Below are 18,100 nucleotides of genomic sequence, written 5' to 3' on the forward strand. Positions count from 1 at the left end.
ACCGCCGCGTCCCCGGTGGCGGCCTCCGCCGCGGACCCCGTGGTCCCTCCGCCCGCCTCCCCGCCGGACGCCTCGGGGGCGTCCGAGGACGCCCCCCCGGACTGCCGGGACCTCCGCCCCCGCGCCGCGGCGCCGTACCACGCTGCGGATCGGCGGGCTGTTGCTCGCGGTCGCCCTGGCCGTCGGGATCCCCACCTGGGAGGGCTACAGCTTCTACCGGACCGGCATCCCCGCGCTGCGGTTCCACGTGGTGGAGCCCGGTGGCAGCGGCACGCTCATGCGCGTGGCCTGGCGGGCCGAGGTCGAGCCGGCGGACAGCCTGCCGGGCCTGGGGAAGGCCAAGCCCGGCCGGAAGTGGCTCAAGATCACGGTTTCCAGGACCTCCCTGGACACCGAGGGGGTGATCCGGCGCGGCGACCCCACGATCAAGGCCGTGCACCCCGACGGCCGCAGCTGGCAGGTGCTGATCTCCGACAACGACCTCCCCCTGGAGGTCAAGGAGCACAAGGTCGGCACCGCCTACCGCTACAACGCGGTCAGCGTGGTGCCGCAGGAGGTCGCCGACGAGGTCGAGGTCCACGTCATCCCCAGCACGATCCGCGTCCCGCTGGAGGAGGAGAGCGTGGAGCAGTTGTTCAAGCGCGCCGGCACGGAGAAGACCGAACCCCAGGACCAGGTGCTGCTGTTCAGGCGGTGAGCGCCTGCCCGGCCTCGCGGCTGCGGGTGGCCGCGATGTCGAACGTGGCCGCCAGCAGGCAGACCGTCAGCACGCCGGCGACCAGGTCCACGGCGAACTCCACCGGGCTGCTGAACAGCGCCCAGAAGAAGGGGAAGTCGCTGCCGACCAGCGCCCGCATGCCCCGGTCCGCGTAGTCGGCGCCCACCTGGAGGGCGACGTAGCACAGGCAGAACACGCCGAACAGCGGAGCGCCGCCGCGGACGGCGAGCCGGAAGGCGTTGACCGGCGGGACCCAGCGGTCCCGGAACCCGGTCGTCGCCCCGCTCATGGTCGTGCGAGTCAGGGTGTGCGTCCGCTCCACCCGGTCGGCGACCGTCTCCAGGCGGGTCCCCCGGACGACCGCGCGCGTGTCCTCGGCGAAGGCGCCGTAGACGAGCGCCGCCACGGCCAGCCAGGCGAGCGGCTCGATCAGCGCGTCCACGACGAGCGGCCAGAGGTCGCCGGCGCCCTCCCAGAACCCCTTCCACCACGGGAGGCTCTTCTCCAGGTCCTCGAACCACCCCTTGACCGCGGCCACGGCGGCCCGCTCGTCCAGCCAGTCCGACCGCGACGCGCCGAGGGCGAACAGCGCGGTGAGACCGTAGTAGGTGAAGCCCAGCTCGAAGAAGGCGGTCAGCACGCCGCCGCCCCGCACCCTGCCGTTCATGTGCAGCCAGGCGAACAGCGTCCTGAGGATGTAGGCCGCCACCGCGATCCCGGCGGAGATCCGTACGTCCAGCCCGATGAGGATGGTGCCCGCCTCGCCCTGGATCCCGGCCAGCGACCCCTGGATGTCCTGGTCGATCCGCTTCATGCTGTCCAGGGAGGTGAACTCCTGGGCGTCCTCCCGGTGGAAGCTCCACGCCAGGTAGATCGTGGCGAAGAGCAGCGTGGTCCGGTTGAGCGCGCCGAACAGGCCCTCGTCGGCTCCCTCGTCCTCAGACCTGCGCACCCGGATCTCGCGGAGCGCACCGCGCACCGAGTGCAGCATGCCGACCATGACGACGAGCTCGTTCAGCACGATCAATGTGAAGATCAGCGTCGTGACGACGAGCCGCACCTGCCGGTAGTCGCCGTGCGCCAGCTCGGTGCCCGCCCACATCAGCGCCGCGCGGACCGCCCGCCCGGCGGAGAACCAGAGCACCAGTGAGAGCGCGCAGGCGCCGAAGACCCTGAAGGTGTGCAGGGGCAGCGAGTACGCCGTGAACCGCGCGGGCGCGCGCCTGGCGGCCTGCGGAGCCGAAGCCGGCGGGGCGGGCGGGGACGATGAGGACGCAGCAGACGTTCCGGACACCCGACGAATCGTAGCGATCCACCGCCCCACGCCACAGCCGAACACCGCTCCCACACGGACCCGCCCTGTGCCGAGGCGCCGTTCCCGATACGGATCACGCCTGCTCCCGCGCCCGGGACCTCATCTGGGCCCTCGTCCGGGAAAGCGGAGCCGACGCCGTCCGGAGGCGAGGCGGCCGGCCTCCGGAAAGGCGAAGGACCGGCGCCCCTCACCGAGGAGGGACGCCGGTCCTCTTCACGCGGAGCGGCCTGCGGCCGCACCGCTCAGACGGCCGCGCGGCTCAGACGGCCACGGCCAGCTGGGTGACCTCGCCCAGACGGGCCTGAGCGGGGATGTCCTTGGTGACGCCGCCGCCCGCGATGATGCGGACGGTCCAGTCACCGGGAGCGGCGAAGAAGCGGAAGACGCCCTCCTCGGAGACGACGACCTCGCCGGTGAACTCGCCGGAGTGGTCCAGCAGGCGGGCGTAGGCGGTGCCCGTGCCCGTCACGACGCCCTGGATGACGGCCTGCGTCGACAGGTCGATCCCGGCGGGAAGAGCGACGGTCTGCTCCGGTGCTGCGCAACCCTGGGTGCTCATCGGGCCTCTCCCAACTCGATCGGCACGCCCACGAGCGAGCCGTACTCGGTCCACGATCCGTCGTAGTTCTTGACGTTGGCCTGCTCCAGCAGCTCGTGCAGCACGAACCAGGTGTGCGCCGAGCGCTCGCCGATGCGGCAGTAGGCGATGGTGTCCTTGCTGAAGTCGACGCCGGCGCCCTCGTAGAGGGCCTTCAGCTCCTCGTCGGACTTGAAGGTGCCGTCGTCGTTCGCGGCCTTGGACCACGGGATGCTGCGAGCGGTCGGCACGTGGCCGCCGCGCTGCGCCGCCTCCTGCGGGACGTGCGCCGGGGCGAGCAGCTTGCCGGTGAACTCGTCGGGCGAGCGCACGTCGACCAGGTTGAGCTTGCCGATCGCGGCGAGCACGTCGTCGCGGAAGGCGCGCAGGTTCTTGTCCTGCTCGGAGGCCTTGTACTGGGTGGCCGCGCGCTGCGGCACCTCGGTGACCAGCTCGCGGGAGTCGAGCTCCCACTTCTTGCGGCCGCCGTCGAGGAGCTTGACGTTCTCGTGGCCGTAGAGCTTGAAGTACCAGTAGGCGTAGGCGGCGAACCAGTTGTTGTTGCCGCCGTAGAGCACCACGGTGTCGTCGTTGGCGATGCCCCGGTTGGAGAGCAGCGCCTCGAAGCCCTCGCGGTCCACGAAGTCGCGGCGGACCGGGTCCTGGAGGTCCTGCCTCCAGTCGATCTTCACGGCGCCACGGATGTGGCCCTTGTCGTAGGCGCTGGTGTCCTCGTCGACCTCGACGAGAACGACACCAGGGGTGTCGAGGTTGGCCTCGACCCAGTCGGCGTCCACCAGGGCGGCGGAACGGCTCATTGGGATTCCTCCGGGATTATCTTGCGGCGGGCAGTGGGCGGCGGATGATCAAATGCGTCTCGCAGCCGAGGCGGGAGCCGGAAGCGGCGTTGAGAAAGGCGGCGAACAGGGCCGCGGCGGTGGCGCCGAGGGCCGGTGGCGCGATCTGCGTGCGTGTCCGACCAGGGCCGCCAGGGCGGAGGCGGGTCCGGCCGGTCGCGCGAAGCGCGGTGGCCGGGCGTCCTCCGGTTCCCTGGGAGGGCTCTTCGCAATCCCCTTGGAAACCATCCCGTACGGCGAGGCGCCGACGGTGCCGAGCGCGAGCACCGCGGCCTGGGCCACCGGCGGCCGCACGCCGTCCGTGATGAGGACGGGCGTGAAGGCGACGGCGGTCGCGGTCGTGGTGAAGCGAAGGGCTCTGGGATCAGCGTGCATCGTGCGATGCTCCTGAAGGGTCGTGCAGATCGGTGCGGCCGGAGCCGCTTGGGATCGCCCTCAGGAAACGCGACAGAGCGCGGTGGCGACGCGGCAGAAGTCGACCGCGCGCCGCTTCGTCAGCAGCTCTGTCATGGGGTGCATGGCGATGACATTACCCCGGCGTCCCGCTATCTGTCACATCCCTGTCCAATTCCTGAGACAAGGTGATCCGGAAGGCGATAAGGTGCCCCGCTCACTCACCGATGGCGAGGCCCAGCGCCCCGATGACGTCGGCCTTCCGTGGCTGGCCCGAGGCACGCTTCACCACATACCCCGACCGGTCGAGGATAAGCACGGTGGGGGTGCGCAGGATGTCCAGGGAGCGGACCAGCTCCAGCCGGGACTCGGCGTCGATCTCCACGTACGCCGTACCGGGCACCAGGTCCGCGACCTCGGCGAGGATCCGGCGGGTCGCCCGGCACGGCTGGCAGAAGGCGCTGGAGAACTGCACCAGTGTGGCCCGCTCTCCCAGTTCCGCGCCGAGGTCGCCCGGGGTCACCGGAGTCGTCCGTGGGGGCACGGGTCACCGGGCCCGGACGACGAGCAGCACCCGGCCGCCGACGGTGGCCAGCTCGAACCTGTCGGCGCCGCCCGGCGGGATGGTGACCGAGCCCCGGAAGGGACCCGACTCCTCGTAGGCGGCCCGGTCGACGGTCCAGCTCCCCGCCGTCTCCCGGTTCCCCGCCGCGTCGACCACGTCCAGCCGGAACCGGGTGCCCTCGGCGATCCCGGAGACCACCACCTCGACGGCGGTCGCCCGCTCCCCCGGCACGGCGGTCACCCGGGCCCGGACGGCTCCGCTCCCGCCCTCCCTGACCAGCGGCTCCTGCGGGGCGTCCAGCATGATCTGCGGACCGGGCGACCGGCTGGGCGCGGCCTGCACGGCCGCGTCCGGGGAGGACTCGCGCGCCTTCCGGGAGGCGTCCTCGCGCGGGCGCCCGCCGTGTCCTCGGCGCCCTCCTCGGAGGCGCCCTCCCCGAAGGCCCCGTACTGCGAGGCGGCGGGTGCGGCGGACGGGGCGGAGGCCCCGGAGTCGGGGGCCGAGGCCGCCGACATCTCCGGCGCGCCCGCTCCGCCGCCATCCAGACGGTCCCGCCGATCCCGGCCAGCACGACCGAGGCCGCCACCGCGAGCAGCGTCCGGGCCGTCCGCCGGCGCCGCCGGGTCCGGGCGTCGAGCAGCCGGTCGAGCACCGCGCGCGGCGGGCTGGCGACCTGGACCACGTCCTCCTGGGAGACCCTGCCGAGGAACCCGGCGACCCCGGCCAGCTCCTCCGCCTCCGCCCGGCACTCCTCGCACCCGGCGAGATGCGCCTCCACCGCCGCGTGCTCCTCCGGGTCCAGCGCGCCCAGGGCGCGCACCCCGAGCGACATCCGCACCTCGTCGCAGTTCATCGTCATGGCGCGAGCCCCCGCTCCTCCAGCGCCAGCTTGAGCGCGCGCAGCGCGTAGTACGTGCGCGACTTCACCGTCCCCGCGGGATGCCGAGCGCCTCGGCCGCCTCCTTGACCGACTTCCCCTGGTAGTAGACCTCGGTGAGCACCTCGCGGTGCTCGGGGCGGAGCGCGGCCAGCGCCTCCGCGACCGCCCAGGACTCCACGGCCCGCTCCAGCTCGTCCTCGGCGGGCACCACGGCGAGCGCCTCGTCCCCGGTCTCCGGGGGACGTGCCCGCCGCGCCCGGTGCTGGTCGAAGACGAGGTTGCGGGCCACCGTGAACAGCCACGCGCGGATCGAGCGCCCGCCGAGCGCGTCGGGATGGCGCCAGGCCCGCAGCAGGGTCTCCTGCACGACGTCCTCCGCTCTCCCCGGGTCGCCCGTCAGTCTCAGCACGTAGCCGTACAGCGGCCCGCCGTGTTCGTCGAAGAGCGCTCTGACGAGCTGCTCGTCGGCGGTTCCGGCGTGGCTCACACCCTCACGACGTACGGCGGGCCGGATCGGTTCAGGCACGGCCGCACGCTCCGGTCGGCGGCGGTCCCGGCGCGGCACGGGCCGCTCAATCCTGCAGCGGGACGTCCGCCGCCTCCGCCGTTATCCGCAGCCCTCCGGCCTCGGGCGTCACCTCGGTGAACTTCAGGCCGAAGGGGAGGTTCCCGATCGGGACCTCGTAGCGGATGAACCGCTCGGGGTCGGGCACCGTGATGCCGCCGCCCAGGGTGACCTTCTCGGGGGTGAGCCGCAGGCCCTTGTCCGTCAGCTCGATCTTCATCCTGGCCTTCGCGGGCACCTGCCGTCCGAGGAAAGTGATCTCTCCGCTGACGTCGAGTCCCGAGGCGGAGACGTCGACCTTCATCCCCTTGGGCGCCCGCTGGTTCAGCGTCGCCTCCGGGACCACGACGGTGCCCACCACCCGCTCGGCGCGGACCTTCACCTGGTCGGCGCGGAGCACCAGGTCGGACAGGGGGGCGGTCACGCCGTACAGGACGGCGTCCACGCCGGACAACCGGACGCCCGCCAGGTTCAGCGGGCCGACCTTCACCTCGACCTCGTCGTAGCGCCCGGCGACGGCCTGGGTCAGGAACGGGATGCCGTGGACGGTCACCTCCGGCGGGGCCGCCAGGTCGTAGCGCGCGGTGGCCCGCGTGGCGATCTCCCTCTCCACCCCGGCGACCGCGACCCTGTCCAGGATCGCGAGGAGAACGAGCAGCAGGATCAGAAAAGCGAGCAGCTTGCGCATCCGACTTCCCGTCGTTCGTTTCCGTGTCCGTTCCCGGATCCGGCCAGATTGCCACCGCGGCGCGTTCCCCGGCAATCTCGCACGAAACATGAGCCTGCCTCGGCCCCGTTCCCGTGACGGGACCGCGCCCCGGGCCGTACGCCCGCGGCACGCCCGGACCGCATGTCGGCCTGATCGCGTCCGCCCGGGCCGCGCGGAGACCGGTCGCGTGCCGCCCGGACCGCGCGGAGGCCGGTCGCGTGTCAGCCGCCGGCGAAGGGCGGCAGCACCTCCACCGTCGCACCGTCCGGGAGCGCGATCGTCTCATGCGCCCGGGTGCCCACCGGGTTCCCGTCCACCAGGAAGGACGACCGGCGCGCCACGACGGCCAGCGCCTCCCTGCCGGCTGTGACCTTCGCCACCAGCTCCGCGAGGTCCGCGGCCTCGAAAGGCTCCTCCGCGACGCCCGCCGCGTCCTTCGCCGCCGCCCAGTAGCGGATCCTGCCCCTGGCCATCTGACGACCAACTCCTCCGACGCACATTCGGTCACCGCCCGATTACGGCGAATCCACCGGGGAAACACCTGTTCATCAGGTGGACGTCCGCTGGACGCTCGACCCTTCTCGGATATCCTCGCCTACGGGACCTGGGCGACGTAGCCCCCGGGTCCCTACGTGTTTTCGTACGGCTACCGCCGGCACGACGCGGGAAGGAGGCGATCGTGAGCGAGTCGGCCGAGCGCGCTCCGCACGAGAGCCTGCCAATGAGCCCGGCGAAGGAGTGCATGTGAGCAACCTCCTGCTTCTTACCAATGCCCTGCAGCCGTCGGCCGAGGTGCTTCCGGCCCTCGGCCTGCTGCTGCACTCGGTCCGGGTCGCGCCCGCCGAGGCGTCCGCGCTGATCGACGCGGCGCCCGCCGACGCCGTCCTGGTGGACGCGCGTCGCGAACTGGTCCAGGCCAAGAGCCTGTGCCGGCTGCTGCGGACCACCGGACTGGACTGCCCCCTCCTGGTGATCGTCACCGAGGGCGGCCTGGCCGCGATGACCGCCGAGTGGGGCGCCGACGACGTCATCCTCGACAGCGCCGGGCCCGCCGAGGTCGAGGCCCGCCTCCGGATGGCCGTGGGCCGGATGAACCTGTCCGCCGCCGAGGAGGTCCCGGACGAGATCCGCAACGGCGACCTCTCGATCGACGAGGCCACCTACACCGCCCGGCTCCGCGGCCGGGCGCTGGACCTGACCTTCAAGGAGTTCGAGCTCCTGAAGTACCTCGCGCAGCACCCCGGCCGGGTCTTCACCCGGGCCCAGCTGCTCCAGGAGGTCTGGGGCTACGACTACTTCGGCGGCACCCGGACCGTGGACGTCCACGTCCGGCGGCTGCGCGCCAAGCTCGGCGCCGAGTACGAATCGCTGATCGGAACGGTCCGCAACGTCGGTTACCGGTTCGTCCCCGAGCGCGGCAACGAGGCCTCCGAGGAGCGCGAGCCGGCCCACCACTGAGCCGCCCCCCTGTCCCGTGGGGAGCGCGGCCCACCACCGCGGAGTCCGCAAGGCCCGCGCCGCCCGCCGTACCCGGTCATCGAAGACGGATGCGGGAAGGGGCCCGCCGGATGATCCGGCGGGCCCCTTCCCTCGTTCGTACCGTCCCGCTCCCTACGGCAGGACCGTGATGTGGTTCGGGGCCGGCGGCGCGATCACCGGGTTCGCCGCGAAGTAGGCGGCGAACGCGTCGATGTCGAGCGGGCCGCTCCACACGTCGGTGCCCTCCGTGAAGGCGGCGAAGGCGTCACCGCCGCCGACGAGGAAGTTGTTGGCGGCGACCCGGATCGTCTGGGTGTCCGTCACGGCGACACCGTCGATCTTGATGTCGGAGACCTTCGAGCCCCACGCCGCGCTCGCGCTGTAGGAGTAGGTCAGGTTCGACGACGGCTGCAGGATCTTGGTGAAGGCCTGGTTGTTGGGACCGCCGGGGAACTGCTGCTCCAGGAGCGTCTTGAGCTGGGCGCCGTTGAGGGTGACCACCTGCAGGAGATTGTTGAACGGCTGGACCGTGAAGGCCTCGCCGTAGGTCACCACGCCGTCGCCCTCGCCCGCGGGGGAGCTCGGGTAGGTGAGGCTCGCCCGGACGCCGCCCGGGTTCATCAGCGCGATCTGGGCGTTGCCGCCGGTCTTCGCGGCGGCCAGCTGACCGTCGGCGATGAGGTTGCCCAGCGGGGACTCGCCGGAGGGCGCGGCCGTGTTCACGATGTCCGCGGTGATCTTCCCGATCGGCTTGTTCGCGACCGTGGCGACGCGGTCCTTCCAGGTCTGGACGAACGCGGAGATCTCCGGGTCGGGGGTGACCGTCCGGGTCACGACCTGGTTGTCGGCGACCACGGAGGAGCGGACCACGTCACGGGTGCGGACGTCCACCCGGAAGTCGACCTTGGTGATCACCCGGCCGAACGAGCCGCCCTGGCTGTAGAGGCGCTTGCCGCCCCTGGGGTCGGTGACCGTGCACAGGTACGCCTGGTGGGAGTGGCCGCTGAGGATCATGTCGATCTCGGCGTCCACCTGGGTGGCGATGCGGTTGCCCGCGCCGGGCTGGGCGCTGCACGCGTCGGGCGACTGGCCCGCGGTGACCTGGTCGCCCTCGTGCACCAGCACGACCTGCGCCTTGACGCCGACCAGCTTGAGCAGCCTGGAGGCGACGTTCGCGGCCTTGACCTCGTCGACGAACTCCAGGTCCTTGATGCCCTCGGCGGTGACGATGTTCGGGGTGCTCTGGGTGACCAGGCCGATGAAGCCGATCGGCACGCCGTTCATCCAGCGGATGGAGACGGGCGGCAGCGCCGGGATGCCGTACTGCCGCAGCAGGCTGCGGAGCGAGGAGCTGTTGCGGCCGAGCGCGGCGAGCGCGTCCTTCTCGGCGCCGGTGCCGTTCCGCTTGAGGATCACGTTGGCGCCGATGTAGTCGTACTTGGCGCCCCTCCAGGTGCCGGCGGGCGAGCAGCCGTCCACCGGGTGGCAGCCGCCCTTCATGATGCGCCGCAGCTCGGCGTAGCCCTCGTCGAACTCGTGGTTGCCCACGGCCGAGGTGGTGACGCCGACCTTGCCGAGGAACTCGACCGACGGCTCGTCGTGGAAGGCGGCGGAGATGAGGGGGGTGGCGCCGATCAGGTCGCCCTGGGCGACCTTCAGGGTGTTCCTGTCGGTGAGCTGCTTGAGGTGGGTCGCCGCGTAGGCCGCGCCGCCGGCGTCGACCGTGGCGCCGGTCTCGTCGACCATCCGGCCCGAGGACCCGGTCGGGGGCTCCAGGTGGCCGTGGAAGTCGTTGAGGGACAGGAGGCGGACCGGCACCGTCTTGGCGGGCTTGTTGCCCGCCTCGGCCGGTCCCGTCACGAGCACGAGGCCGGCGGAGGCGAGGACGCCGGCCAGGGCCAACCGCTGGAAGGAACGGGACATCATGAAACACGACACTAGAGCCGTTATCTATGCATCGAATGTCCGCAAGGTAACGATTCATCTGGCCGGGAGATGGCGTCTTCTGCCAATCCCCGGCGATCTCGGGGACCCGGAGGGGTTCTAGAGTCCAGGGCATGGACGTGCGTGTGGAACACCGGGAACGACTCGACGAGCGGGAGGTGGCCGCCGTGCTCGCGCTGGTCGGGGCCGCCGCGGAGGCCGACGGGGTCGGCCCCCTCAACGAGCACGCGATGCTGCAGCTGCGCCACGGCGGCGGCGAGCACGCGGAGGCCGCGCTCCTGTACGTCGGAGAGGACCTCGCGGGTTACGCGCACGTGGACCTGTCGGACCCGGCCGAGGGCCCGAGCGCCGAGCTGGTGATCCATCCGGCCTTCCGGCGGCGGGGCCACGGCAGCCTCCTGTTCCGGTGCGTCCAGGACCGGGACCGGAACAGGAAGGCCGTCCGGGTCTGGGCGCACGGCGGCCACCCCGGGGCCGAGGCGCTGGCGAGGTCGCTGGGGCTGGTGAAGGTCAGGTCGCTCTGGCAGATGCGGCGCCCGCTCAACGGCCCGCACGCGGCCCCCCTCCCCGGTTTCACGCTCCCCGACGGCGTACGGCTGCGCGCCTTCGACCCGGCGGCCGACGGCGAGGCCTGGGTGGCGCTGAACGCCCTGGCGTTCGCCCACCACCCGGAGCAGGGCTCCTGGACGCTGGACGATCTGAGCCTGCGCGAGCAGGAGCCGTGGTTCGACCCGGCGGGCTTCTTCCTCGCGGTGCGCGGCGAGCGGCTGGTCGGCTTCCACTGGACGAAGCTGCACGATACCGGCGGCGGTCGGGGCGACGAGCCGATCGGCGAGGTCTACGTGGTCGGGGTGGACCCGGCCGAGCAGGGCGCCGGGCTGGGCCGTTCGCTGACCCTGGCGGGCCTGGAGCACCTGCGCTCGCGCGGCCTGGCCGAGGTGCTGCTCTACGTCGACGAGGACAACGCCTGGGCGGTCCGCCTCTACCGGGGGCTGGGGTTCACCCGGTGGAGCACGGACGTGATGTACCGGAAGTGATCGGTTTCGGGGAAAGGCCCCGGAGAGACTCCGGAGAGGCACTGAGGAGGCTCTGAAGAGGCTCTGAGAACGAGAAGGCGCCGGGTCCCGCCCGGGATGTCCCCGGGCGGGACCCGGCGCCCCGCTCACCGGACGGCTACTCGACCATCCAGTGCAGCGCGTAGTACGACAGCGCGGCCACCAGCGCGGCGGCCGGGATCGTGAGGATCCAGGCGGTCACGATGTTGCCCGCCACACCCCAGCGCACGGCCGACAGGCGCTTGGTCGCGCCCACGCCCATGATGGCGCTGGTGATGGTGTGGGTGGTGGAGATCGGCGCGCCGAAGCCGATCGCCGCGCCGTACAGGACGGTCGAGGCGGCGGCCTCCGCCGCGAACCCCTGCGGGGGGTCCAGGGCGATGATCCGGCGGCCGAGAGTGCGCATGATCCGCCAGCCGCCCGCGTAGGTGCCCAGCGAGATCGCCGTGGCCGCGGCCAGGATGACCCACTGCGGGATCGGGTCGTTCTCCTGGACGTGGCCGCCGACCACGAGAGCCAGGAAGATCACGCCCATGGTCTTCTGCGCGTCCTGCAGGCCGTGGCCGAGGGCCATGGCCGCCGCCGAGAGCGTCTGGGCGTGGCGGAAGCCGCGGTTGGCCCTGCCTGGGTGGGCCCGCCGGAAGGCCCAGAGGATGCCGATCATGATGGCGCCGGCCAGGGTGAAGCCGACCAGCGGGGAGAGGATCATCGGGATGACGACCTTCTCCACCACCCCGTCCCAGTGGATGACGCTGGTCGAGGCGAGCGCCGAACCGATCAGTCCGCCGATCAGCGCGTGGCTGCTGGAGGAGGGCAACCCGAAGTACCAGGTGACCATGTTCCAGGTGATCGCGCCGATCAATCCGGCGCACACGATCACCAGGCCGTGTGACCCCTGGGGGGCGTCGATGATGCCCTTGCCGACGGTCGACGCCACCTGGGTGCCGAGGTGGGCGCCCAGGAAGTTCATCGCCGCGGCCATGAACAGTGCGGCCCTCGGGGTCAGCGCGCGGGTCGAGACCGAGGTCGCGATCGCGTTCGCGGCGTCGTGGAAGCCGTTGGTGTAGTCGAAGATGAGGGCCACGACCACCACCCCGATGACCAGGGCGAGCGAGAGGTCCACTTAGCTTTCCTTGACCGCGATCGACTCGATCGTGTTCGCCACGTGCTCGAAGGCGTCGGCGGCGCCCTCCAGCTGGTCGATGACTTCCTTCATCTTCATGACGGTGAGCGCGTCGTACTCGCCGCTGAAGAGCTTGGCGAGCAGCCGGCGGTAGACCTGGTCGGCCTGGTTCTCCAGGCGGTTGACCTCGATCCAGTACTCGTTCAGGTTGCGCATCGAGCGCAGCCGCGGCATGGCCTCGGCGGTCAGCTCGGCGGCGCGTTCCAGGACCTCGACCTGCCCGACGACCTCCTTGGGAAGGTGGTCGATCTGGTAGAGGACGATGAGGTCCGCGGCGGCCTCCATGAAGTCCATCACGTCGTCCAGGTTGGCCGCGAGACGGTAGATGTCCTCGCGGTCGAAGGGCGTGATGAAGCTCTCGTTGAGGCGGTTCATGATCGCGTGGGTGCGCTCGTCACCCGCGTGCTCACACGCGCGCATCTTCTCGGCCAGGGCCTCCCTGTCCGATCCTTCACTAATGATCTCTACCAGCAGTCGGGACGCTGTGACGAGGTTGTTCGCCGAGTCGGCGAACAAGTCGTAGTAGCTGTCCTCACTAGGTGTGAGACGCAGGCGCACGTCGATCTCCAGATGTGCGGGGATGGTCCGCAGAGAAGAGTAAGGGTTACCAGCAGAAATGCGAACTTCACCCGCTAGAAGCCCACTCTTCCCCCTGTCGCTACCCCCTGCGTGTGCGGCGACACACAGGTTGGACGAGCTTTGGCGGCATCTTTCCGCCGACCGGTTTGCTGGTGTTTGACCATCTTATGGCGAATACTGATCGCACATGGGGGCCCGCGACGTATGGCGAGAGCGCCCGTTTCGTCTGCTCTGGTGGAGTTTGACCACTTCGGTGGCCGCAGACCACGTCTTCCCCATCGCCGTGGTGACCGCGCTCCTCGCTCGCGACCCGGAGGGCTCGGCCGTCGGAGTGGTGCTCGCCGGGCGCCTGGTGGCCCTGGTGGCCTTCGCCGTCTTCGGCGGCGTCTGGGCCGACCGGCTGCCCCGCAAGCTCGTGATGGCGGTCTCCCAGTGCGTCCTGCTGCTGATCGTCGCCCTCACGGCCCTCTGGCCCTCCCCGGCGCCCACCGTACTCGGTGTCGCCGTCTTCCTGGCCGGCGGCACCGAGGCCTTCTTCCGCCCCGCCTTCCAGGCCTGCCTCGCCTCCGTGCTCCCGACCGGCCTGCACCGCACCGGCGTCGGCCTGACCAGCGCGTCCTGGCGGATCGGCGCCGTCACGGGTTCCGTCGTCGGCGCCCTGACGGTCACCGCCCTGGGCCCGCGGGCGGCGCTCTGGTTCGCGGTGGCGGGCTTCGCGGCCAGCGCCCTGCTGCTCCGCCGGGTCCACGAACCCCCCGCCGCCCACGGACTCCGGCTCCCGGTCTCCGCCGAGATCCGCGAAGGCGTCGCCGAGGTCTCCCGCCGCCCCTGGATGGCCGTCGTGATCTCCGTCACAGCACTGCACCAGACCTTCATCGTGGCTCCCGCCCAGGTGCTGCTCCCGGTCAGCACCGCGTCGCCGTACCAGTCCCCGCTGCACGGGATGTACGGCCTCACCCTGGCGGCGCTCTCGCTCGGCGGCCTGATCGGCGCGGTCACCGCCATGCGCCTGTCACCCCGGCGTCCCGGCCTCGTCGCCATGGCCGGGCTCCTGCCGTACGGGCTCGTGCCCCTGGCCCTGATGGAACCGATCGTCCCCGGCTGGGTCTTCGCCTGCTACCTGCTGGCCGGGATCGGACTGGAGATCTCCGCCATCGAGTGGATCATCGGCATGCTTCGCACCGTCCGGCCCGACCGGCAGGCCCGCGTGGCCGCCCTGGAGTGGATGGCGGCGCTGAGCATGAGCCCGTTCGGCCTGGCGCTGGCGGTGCCGCTCTCGGAGTCGCTGGGCCCCGACCTCTTCCTGGCCGCCAGCGCCGCCACCGCCCTCCTGCCGCTCCTCGCCCTGCTCGTCCCGGGACTGCTCCTCTTCGGCGGCGAACCCGGATCCGGCGGAGGCCGGCGCGGTCCCGACGGCGGGTCCCGGCGGGCCGACGGGTCCGCCGGAGGCAGTGGACCCGCTCCGGACCGCGGTTCCGCTCCGGACGGCGCGGCCGGCGTCAGATCCGGGTCCGGTGGAAGTTCAGGTGGGAGCGGCTCGGAGTCGGGCCCCGCTGACCCTGGTAGCGGGAACCGTATTTCTCGGAGCCGTAGGGGTGCATCGCCGGCGAGCTGAGCCGGAACATGCACAGCTGGCCGATCTTCATCCCCGGCCAGAGCTTGATCGGCAGCGTCGCGACGTTGGAGAGCTCCAGCGTCACGTGCCCGCTGAACCCGGGATCGATGAAACCGGCCGTGGAGTGCGTGAGCAGGCCCAGCCTGCCCAGGGAGCTCTTGCCCTCCAGCCGGGAGGCGATGTCGTCCGGCAGCGTGATGACCTCGTAGGTACTGGCCAGGACGAACTCACCCGGGTGCAGGATGAACGGCTCGTCGCCCTCGGGCTCGACCATGCGGGTCAGGTCCGGCTGTTCCGTCGCGGGGTCGATGTGCGGGTAGCGGTGGTTCTCGAAGACCCGGAAGTAGCGGTCCAGGCGCACGTCGACGCTGGACGGCTGGATCATCTCCGGCTGGAAGGGATCGAGCCCGACCCGTCCGGAGTCGATCTCGGCGAGGATGTCACGATCGGAAAGCAGCACGTGACGCAACCTACCAACGCTCGCCCGGTCCGGATAAGCCGAGAAACTCGGGACCGCGGAGGGTCCAGAGTGGCCGGAGTTTCCGCTACAGTGGTTGGCGCGGCACGCCGCTGCGGGTGTAGTTCAATGGCAGAACATCAGCTTCCCAAGCTGACAGCGCGGGTTCGATTCCCGTCACCCGCTCCAATCGCTAAGGCCCAGGTCGGGAACATGATTCCGACCCGGGCCTTGATCTTTCTCGGGACCCTCTCACGCTTCCGTGCCCGTTACGTGCCCGATCCCTCTTGATCTTCGCCTTTCAGGGCCTCCTCGGCGAGCCTGCCCATGCCATCGGCGATCTTCCGGTCCCGCTCGCCCTCGGTGTGCAGATAGATCAACGCGGCCCGGGTGGTCGAGTGCCCCATCCGGTTCATCAGCTCGCGGAGCGTCGCGCCCGACTGCGAGGCGAACGTGTTGCCCGTGTGACGCAGATCATGGAAGTGGACGCCGGAGAGACCGGCCCCCTTGAGCGCCTTGGTCCAGGCCCGGGTGAACGTCGACCGCCGCAGCATGGCGCCCTTAGCCCCCAGGAAGACGAACGCCCCATCGTGGTCATCGGTGTACCGGTCGAGGTGCGCGCGGAGCTCGGAGATCACGATCTCGGGCAGGGCCACCGTGCGTCGGCCCGCCGCGGACTTGGGCGGTCCGATGGTCACCGAGCCGTCCTTGAGTTCGGTGGTGGATCCCATGACCTTGACCGTCCGGGCCTCCAGGTCGAGATGCCTGCGCTGAAGTGCCGCCAGCTCACCCCACCGCAGACTGCCGAAAGTCGCCAGGAGCACCAGCGCCCGGAAACGGGGTTCGATCGCGTCTGCCAGGGCGAAGACCTGCTTGACGGTCAGCGTGGGCCGCTCCGGGGACTCCTCCTTGCCGCCGCTCTTGATCTGGCACGGGTTCTCTTTGATCATCCGATCCTCCACCGCCGTGTTCAGGATCGCCTTGAGCAGGCGGTACGCCTTGGCCACGGTCACCGGTCCGACGCCGGAATCCAAGAGCGTCTTGCGCCACTTGCGGACGTGGGCGGGCTTGATCTCGTTCACGGCCAGGGTGCCGAACGTCGGGACGAGGTGGATCCGGAGAAGCCCCTCGTAGAGCTGGGCCGTCTTGGGCCGCAGGCCGGGCCGTTCGTTCACCCAGTCGGAGCCGTACTCCTTGAAGGCGACCTTCCCGAGGTCCGGGTTCGTCCAGCCCTCGTCGAGGATCTCGACTTCCTTCTTCGTCAGCCACACCTCGGCGTCGCGCTTGGTGGCGAAGGTCTCCGGGGCGGGGCGGTCCACTCCGTCAGGGCCGGGGTAGCGAGCCTGCCAGCGTCCGGAGGGCAGTTGCCGAACACGGCCGAAGCGCCTCTTGGCCGGCCTGCTCCTGGAAGCGCGCCGAGGCTCTTCGTCGGGGGTGCCGAGTGCGGTCCTGACCATTACGCGGTCCTCCTACGTCGTGTGGTGGTGATCGGTTCTACGAGCCCCGCCGCGATGAACGCCTCAAGCGCCGCTTCGGGGATGCGGACGTTGCGCCCGACGTGGACGAAGGTGATCCGCCGCTCTTCGATCAGGCGACGGGGGAAGCGGACGGAGGTGTTGAGCCGTTCGGCCGCCTGCTCGACGGTGAGAAGCCGCCCCCGCGCCGACTCGGGGAGGACCGGCGCCTGACTCTGCGTGCTCTTCCTGCTCATGCCGCCCTCCTCGTTGCCGGAAGATCCGGCCCGGGTGCCTGCTCTTGCAGGGCGAGGAGGGTTGCTCGCCAGCGCTGGCGTTCGGCGACCATGCGCAGCAGCCGCAGGGCGAGCGAGGGGACGTCACCGTCTCCGGCCGGGACGGGCTTCCAGAGGTAGCGGTGCGGGTCGATCGGCTCATCGGCCAGGCCGAGGGCTTGCAGGACCCAGGTGCGCCGGTCGCGCTTGTGTTCGGCCAGGGTCTTGTTCGACCACTTCCGGGAGACCAGGACCCGCCGGCCCGCGTAGCCGAGGTGTTCGGGCTTGTGCGCCTTGCCCCGGCACCGGCCCGGCGTCATGCCCGGCTTGGCGCCCTTCGGCTGCACGCCGTACCGCAGCCAGTTCGGGCAGGTCGGTGAGCACGGTTCGTAGCGCAGGGCCTCGACCAGCCGGGCCGCGTGATCCCGCCGGGCGGCATCGTCGGCATCGAGGCTCTCGCCGAGGGATTTCGTCAGGTACTTGGACAGGTAGCGGATGCACTGGTCGGCGTCCGGGGTCCCGGCGAGCACGCCCTGAACGTCGACCTGGTCACCGAAACGGAGCACGTGCAGGGGTTCGGCTTCATCGTCGGCGTCGAGCCGGTCGAGGGCCTCATTCCAGGTGGGCAGCAGCTCCCCCGTGACGGGGTCGAGGTAGTCGCCGCCCTGGCCGTCGGAGTAGGCACCGCCGTCGGGCAGGTCGGCCCGCGGCGTCCAGACCGGCAGGTGATCCCCCTCGAAGCGAACTTCATCGACCGCCGGCCACCACACCTGGTGATAGGTGGCCGCCGCGATGGCCTTGATCTCCGCGCGGGGCAGGGTGCCGCGCACCGCCATGTGCAGATGCGGCGCGAGCCGCTTCTGAGGCTCCACGGACGCGAAGTACTGCACGTCATAGCCCGCCACCCGGCGCAGGTTCTGCACGAACCGGTCGACCAGCTTTTGGAGAAGTGCAGCGCGTCCCGAGCCGCCCGCCGGTAGTCGTAGCTGGCCGGGTCGACCGGCACGCCCTGTCCGGCCCGGATCCGGCCGTAGGACGGCAGGGTGAGCGTGATGAACATCGACGGCCGGTAGACCTTCCCATCGGTGCCGGAGAAGGTCCGCCCGAGCGTGGTGGGGCTCATGGCCCGCTTGGGCAGGTCCGGAGCATCTTGGCGCCGCCGGGTCGAGCGGGAGCGCCGGGAGGCCGCCCGGCCGGAGAGACTGCCACGCATCCCGGCCGCGTTGATCTCAGCGTCCAGTTCCTGGATCACGTCGTCCCACTCGGCGACCTCCTCGGACGTGCCGTCGCGTTCAGCGGTGTCCCGCTTGGCCTGCACGTCTGCACGGAACTCGATCAGCCATCGCTGCTCCTCGTCCGCCTCGTCCGGGGTGGTCACCGGTTCGGCGTCCAGGTGCCAGCCCTCCCGGCACTGCGCCATGCGCAGGTACTGATGTTGAAAGGCTGAGGTGTGTTGATCAGACCGGCTGGAGGACCAGAC

General features: G+C 71.1%; 20 protein-coding genes, 1 tRNA gene and 3 pseudogenes. 5 read left to right on the forward strand and 19 right to left on the reverse strand.

Annotation, left to right across the window (positions count from 1 at the left end; all coding sequences use genetic code 11):
• Positions 1-160 precede the first annotated feature (160 nt).
• Entirely contained in the window at positions 161-697 is a 537-nt protein-coding gene (locus tag ACWJ6R_RS12520; protein WP_449062383.1) for a hypothetical protein, read from the forward strand.
• Here ACWJ6R_RS12520 and ACWJ6R_RS12525 read toward each other — a convergent pair.
• The 11 genes and pseudogenes from ACWJ6R_RS12525 to ACWJ6R_RS12575 all read right to left on the reverse strand — a co-directional run bounded on the left by ACWJ6R_RS12525 (position 687) and on the right by ACWJ6R_RS12575 (position 7,052).
• Positions 687-2,012, reverse strand: coding sequence for a hypothetical protein (locus ACWJ6R_RS12525; RefSeq protein ID WP_449062384.1), 1,326 nt, complete (start codon positions 2,010-2,012; stop codon positions 687-689). The genes ACWJ6R_RS12520 and ACWJ6R_RS12525 overlap by 11 nt on opposite strands.
• Before the next feature lie 280 nt (positions 2,013-2,292).
• Positions 2,293-2,592, reverse strand: coding sequence for a DUF1416 domain-containing protein (locus ACWJ6R_RS12530; protein ID WP_449062385.1), 300 nt, complete (start codon positions 2,590-2,592; stop codon positions 2,293-2,295).
• The gene (locus ACWJ6R_RS12535; RefSeq protein ID WP_449062386.1) at positions 2,589-3,428 is read right to left on the reverse strand and encodes a sulfurtransferase; all 840 of its coding nucleotides are present in this window, start codon (positions 3,426-3,428) and stop codon (positions 2,589-2,591) included. The genes ACWJ6R_RS12530 and ACWJ6R_RS12535 overlap by 4 nt, the downstream gene beginning before the upstream one ends.
• A gap of 48 nt (positions 3,429-3,476) precedes the next feature.
• Entirely contained in the window at positions 3,477-3,842 is a 366-nt protein-coding gene (locus tag ACWJ6R_RS12540; RefSeq protein WP_449062387.1) for a DUF4395 family protein, read from the reverse strand.
• A gap of 60 nt (positions 3,843-3,902) precedes the next feature.
• Positions 3,903-3,986: an Ms5788A family Cys-rich leader peptide gene (locus ACWJ6R_RS12545; protein WP_373293851.1), complete on the reverse strand. Its 84-nt coding sequence runs from the start codon at positions 3,984-3,986 to the stop codon at positions 3,903-3,905.
• A 91-nt stretch (positions 3,987-4,077) separates the two neighbouring features.
• A complete protein-coding gene (locus ACWJ6R_RS12550; RefSeq protein ID WP_449062388.1) occupies positions 4,078-4,383 on the reverse strand; it encodes a TlpA family protein disulfide reductase in 306 nt (101 codons plus the stop codon).
• A 24-nt stretch (positions 4,384-4,407) separates the two neighbouring features.
• Positions 4,408-4,767 (reverse strand): hypothetical protein, encoded by a 360-nt coding sequence (locus tag ACWJ6R_RS12555; protein WP_449062389.1) that lies wholly within the window; start codon positions 4,765-4,767, stop codon positions 4,408-4,410.
• Positions 4,768-5,179: 412 nt separating this feature from the next.
• Positions 5,180-5,284: pseudogene (locus ACWJ6R_RS12560) on the reverse strand (zf-HC2 domain-containing protein); the annotation flags it as partial.
• Positions 5,281-5,831, reverse strand: a pseudogene (locus tag ACWJ6R_RS12565) (sigma-70 family RNA polymerase sigma factor). The pseudogenes ACWJ6R_RS12565 and ACWJ6R_RS12560, both read right to left, overlap by 4 nt.
• A 46-nt stretch (positions 5,832-5,877) precedes the next feature.
• Positions 5,878-6,558 (reverse strand): LmeA family phospholipid-binding protein, encoded by a 681-nt coding sequence (locus tag ACWJ6R_RS12570; protein ID WP_449062390.1) that lies wholly within the window; start codon positions 6,556-6,558, stop codon positions 5,878-5,880.
• A gap of 242 nt (positions 6,559-6,800) precedes the next feature.
• Entirely contained in the window at positions 6,801-7,052 is a 252-nt protein-coding gene (locus tag ACWJ6R_RS12575; RefSeq protein ID WP_449062391.1) for a MoaD/ThiS family protein, read from the reverse strand.
• A 271-nt stretch (positions 7,053-7,323) separates the two neighbouring features.
• On the opposite strand from ACWJ6R_RS12575, the gene ACWJ6R_RS12580 reads away from it, so the two are divergent.
• Complete coding sequence (locus ACWJ6R_RS12580) at positions 7,324-8,037, forward strand: response regulator transcription factor (protein WP_449062392.1); 714 nt, start codon at positions 7,324-7,326, stop codon at positions 8,035-8,037.
• A 153-nt stretch (positions 8,038-8,190) separates the two neighbouring features.
• Here the strand turns inward: ACWJ6R_RS12580 and ACWJ6R_RS12585 are convergent, their stop codons facing one another.
• Entirely contained in the window at positions 8,191-9,984 is a 1,794-nt protein-coding gene (locus tag ACWJ6R_RS12585; protein ID WP_449062393.1) for a bifunctional metallophosphatase/5'-nucleotidase, read from the reverse strand.
• A 131-nt stretch (positions 9,985-10,115) separates the two neighbouring features.
• Here ACWJ6R_RS12585 and mshD point away from each other — a divergent pair, with 131 nt between their 5' ends.
• Positions 10,116-11,039: a mycothiol synthase gene (gene mshD / locus ACWJ6R_RS12590; protein ID WP_449062394.1), complete on the forward strand. Its 924-nt coding sequence runs from the start codon at positions 10,116-10,118 to the stop codon at positions 11,037-11,039.
• Positions 11,040-11,175: 136 nt separating this feature from the next.
• Here the strand turns inward: mshD and ACWJ6R_RS12595 are convergent, their stop codons facing one another.
• Together ACWJ6R_RS12595 and ACWJ6R_RS12600 are read right to left on the reverse strand one after the other, a co-directional pair.
• The gene (locus ACWJ6R_RS12595; protein ID WP_068896383.1) at positions 11,176-12,180 is read right to left on the reverse strand and encodes an inorganic phosphate transporter; all 1,005 of its coding nucleotides are present in this window, start codon (positions 12,178-12,180) and stop codon (positions 11,176-11,178) included.
• Entirely contained in the window at positions 12,181-12,798 is a 618-nt protein-coding gene (locus ACWJ6R_RS12600; RefSeq protein WP_068896381.1) for a DUF47 domain-containing protein, read from the reverse strand.
• A gap of 274 nt (positions 12,799-13,072) precedes the next feature.
• Between ACWJ6R_RS12600 and ACWJ6R_RS12605 the strand changes: the two genes are divergently transcribed.
• A complete protein-coding gene (locus ACWJ6R_RS12605) occupies positions 13,073-14,434 on the forward strand; it encodes an MFS transporter (protein ID WP_449062395.1) in 1,362 nt (453 codons plus the stop codon).
• On the opposite strand, the gene dcd is transcribed toward ACWJ6R_RS12605, so the two are convergent.
• Positions 14,319-14,894, reverse strand: a complete 576-nt coding sequence (gene dcd / locus ACWJ6R_RS12610; protein ID WP_449062396.1) for a dCTP deaminase — start codon at positions 14,892-14,894, stop codon at positions 14,319-14,321. The two genes, ACWJ6R_RS12605 and dcd, sit on opposite strands and share 116 nt — an antisense overlap.
• A 112-nt stretch (positions 14,895-15,006) precedes the next feature.
• Between dcd and ACWJ6R_RS12615 the strand changes: the two genes are divergently transcribed.
• Positions 15,007-15,080 (forward strand) — tRNA-Gly (locus ACWJ6R_RS12615).
• 80 nt (positions 15,081-15,160) lie between these two features.
• Here ACWJ6R_RS12615 and ACWJ6R_RS12620 read toward each other — a convergent pair.
• From ACWJ6R_RS12620 to ACWJ6R_RS12635, 4 genes and pseudogenes are all read right to left on the reverse strand, one after another.
• On the reverse strand, positions 15,161-16,348 hold the full coding sequence (locus ACWJ6R_RS12620) for a tyrosine-type recombinase/integrase (protein ID WP_449062397.1): 1,188 nt from the start codon (positions 16,346-16,348) through the stop codon (positions 15,161-15,163).
• Entirely contained in the window at positions 16,348-16,602 is a 255-nt protein-coding gene (locus ACWJ6R_RS12625; protein ID WP_449062398.1) for a helix-turn-helix domain-containing protein, read from the reverse strand. The genes ACWJ6R_RS12620 and ACWJ6R_RS12625 overlap by 1 nt, the downstream gene beginning before the upstream one ends.
• Complete coding sequence (locus tag ACWJ6R_RS12630; protein WP_449062399.1) at positions 16,599-17,525, reverse strand: replication initiator; 927 nt, start codon at positions 17,523-17,525, stop codon at positions 16,599-16,601. Before ACWJ6R_RS12630 ends, ACWJ6R_RS12625 begins: the two co-directional genes overlap by 4 nt.
• Positions 17,526-17,611: 86 nt before the next feature.
• Positions 17,612-18,040, reverse strand: a pseudogene (locus ACWJ6R_RS12635) (replication initiator); the annotation flags it as partial.
• Positions 18,041-18,100 lie beyond the last annotated feature (60 nt).

This window comes from Planomonospora algeriensis, from assembly GCF_977012225.1.

Coding starts and splice junctions, on each gene's coding strand:
- ACWJ6R_RS12530 (WP_449062385.1), bottom strand. CDS start 2,592: ATGAGCACCCAGGGTTGCGCAGCACCGGAGCAGACCGTCGCTCTTCCC.
- ACWJ6R_RS12535 (WP_449062386.1), bottom strand. CDS start 3,428: ATGAGCCGTTCCGCCGCCCTGGTGGACGCCGACTGGGTCGAGGCCAAC.
- ACWJ6R_RS12540 (WP_449062387.1), bottom strand. CDS start 3,842: ATGCACGCTGATCCCAGAGCCCTTCGCTTCACCACGACCGCGACCGCC.
- ACWJ6R_RS12545 (WP_373293851.1), bottom strand. CDS start 3,986: ATGCACCCCATGACAGAGCTGCTGACGAAGCGGCGCGCGGTCGACTTC.
- ACWJ6R_RS12570 (WP_449062390.1), bottom strand. CDS start 6,558: ATGCGCAAGCTGCTCGCTTTTCTGATCCTGCTGCTCGTTCTCCTCGCG.
- ACWJ6R_RS12575 (WP_449062391.1), bottom strand. CDS start 7,052: ATGGCCAGGGGCAGGATCCGCTACTGGGCGGCGGCGAAGGACGCGGCG.
- ACWJ6R_RS12585 (WP_449062393.1), bottom strand. CDS start 9,984: ATGATGTCCCGTTCCTTCCAGCGGTTGGCCCTGGCCGGCGTCCTCGCC.
- mshD (WP_449062394.1), top strand. CDS start 10,116: ATGGACGTGCGTGTGGAACACCGGGAACGACTCGACGAGCGGGAGGTG.
- ACWJ6R_RS12620 (WP_449062397.1), bottom strand. CDS start 16,348: ATGGTCAGGACCGCACTCGGCACCCCCGACGAAGAGCCTCGGCGCGCT.
- ACWJ6R_RS12625 (WP_449062398.1), bottom strand. CDS start 16,602: ATGAGCAGGAAGAGCACGCAGAGTCAGGCGCCGGTCCTCCCCGAGTCG.